1 protein-coding gene is annotated in these 1,848 nt (G+C 65.7%); it reads left to right on the top strand.

The features are described from left to right. The first annotated feature begins 118 nt into the window (after nucleotides 1-118). Nucleotides 119-1,543: an amidophosphoribosyltransferase gene (locus GPA_RS03220; RefSeq protein WP_015538913.1), complete on the top strand. Its 1,425-nt coding sequence runs from the start codon at nucleotides 119-121 to the stop codon at nucleotides 1,541-1,543. The last annotated feature ends 305 nt before the right edge of the window (nucleotides 1,544-1,848 follow it).

The raw sequence follows: 1,848 nt of genomic DNA, 5'->3' as shown, positions 1-1,848 counted from the left end.
AGCTTCTCGTGCAGAAACCGCGAATCGCCCGCCCGCCTCGCCCCAGACCCGCGCCGGGAGCCTTATACTGGTACCTTTGTTGGCACTAAAGGCTACGGGCACGACGAAAGGCAAACCAATGGGCGGATTCTTCGGGGCTGCATCGCATCACGATGTGGTGCTGGACGTATTTTTCGGAGTGGACTACCACTCGCATCTGGGAACACGGCGCGCGGGCATGATCTTCCACGACGAGGAAGTGGGCTTCCAGCGCGAGATCCACTCCATCGAGAACACGCCGTTCCGCACCCGCTTCGAAGACGACCTCCCGGGGTTCAAGGGCATGAGCGGCATCGGCTGCATCAGCGACACCGACCCGCAACCGCTGCTCGTGCGCTCGCACCTGGGCACGTTCGGCATCACCACCGTGGGCGCCATCAACAACGCCGAAGAGCTGGTGGAGCGCTACTTCTCCAGCGGGAACCGGCAGTTCATGGCCATGAGCTCGGGTGCCGTGAACACCACGGAGCTCGTGGCCGCGCTCATCAACCAGAAGGACAGCTTCGTGGAGGGCATCAAGCATGCCCAGAGCGTCATCGAGGGCTCGCTCACCCTGCTCATCATGACGAGCGACGGCACGATCATCGCCGCGCGGGACAGCATGGGGCGCCTGCCGGTGCTTATCGGGAAGGACGGCGAGGGCTTCTGCATCTCGTTCGAGTCGTTCGCCTACCATAAGCTGGGCTATCACGACGAGTACGAGCTGGGGCCGGGCGAGATCGTGCGCGTGGATGCGGACGGCTACGAGACCATCTCCCCCGCCGGCACGCAGATGAAGATCTGCGCCTTCCTGTGGGTCTACTACGGCTACCCCAACTCCAACTACGAGGGCGTGAACGTGGAGGTCATGCGCCACCGCAACGGCGCGATCATGGCCCGCGACGAGGCGGCGGCGGGCGGCGTGCCCGACGTGGACTACGTGGCCGGCGTGCCCGACTCGGGCGTGCCGCACGCCATCGGCTACTCCACCGAGAGCAAGGCCCCCTTCGGCCGCCCGTTCATCAAGTACACCCCCACCTGGCCGCGCTCGTTCATGCCCGCGAACCAGAAAGTGCGCGACCGCGTGGCGAAGATGAAGCTCATCCCCGTGCCCGAGCTCATCAACGGCAAGCGGCTCCTGTTCGTGGACGACTCCATCGTGCGCGGCACGCAGCTGCAGGGCACGGTGAACTACCTGCACGAATGCGGCGCCTCCGAGGTGCACATGCGCTCGGCCTGCCCGCCCATCATGTTCGGCTGCAAGTACCTGAGCTTCTCGCGCAGCCGCTCCGAGATGGAGCTCATCGCGCGCCGCGTGGTGCAGGAGCTGGAAGGCGACGAAGGGCAGAAGCACCTCGACGAGTACGCCGACAGCTCCACCGAGCGCGGCCAGTGCATGCTGAAGTCCATCTGCGAGAAGATGGGCTTCGACTCGCTAGGCTACCAGTCGCTCGACGGCATGCTGGAGGCCATCGGCATCGACCGCGAGAAGGTGTGCACGTACTGCTGGTCGGGCAGGGAATAGGTTTTCGGCCACGGCGGCGCGCAGGAACCTGCGCGCCGCCTTTTTATGCGCGGAAACGGGAGGATTTGTCACAACCGTCCCGTTAGTAGGACAAGCAGACAAGCGGCGGCGCGTATGATGGGGCCACCATCCAACGCACGACCCCAGGAGGCACCATGGTCGCCAACGCCGCCCTTGCCACGAATTACCCCTTTGCCGAAGCGCCCTCGCCCTCGCACGGCACCGCCGTCCGCGGGGCGCATGCGCGTACCGGACGGGACGCCCCCGCCATCCGCGTGATCGCCTGCCCCGGTGGCGCAGGCCAC

This window comes from Gordonibacter pamelaeae 7-10-1-b, assembly GCF_000210055.1.
Taxonomy (GTDB): domain Bacteria; phylum Actinomycetota; class Coriobacteriia; order Coriobacteriales; family Eggerthellaceae; genus Gordonibacter; species Gordonibacter pamelaeae.
Note: the sequence above shows the minus strand (reverse complement) of the source record. Positions and strands in the feature narration are given on the sequence as shown.

Excerpts from the sequence above, each read along its gene's own strand:
- GPA_RS03220 (WP_015538913.1), top strand. The coding sequence starts at position 119 with ATGGGCGGATTCTTCGGGGCTGCATCGCATCACGATGTGGTGCTGGAC.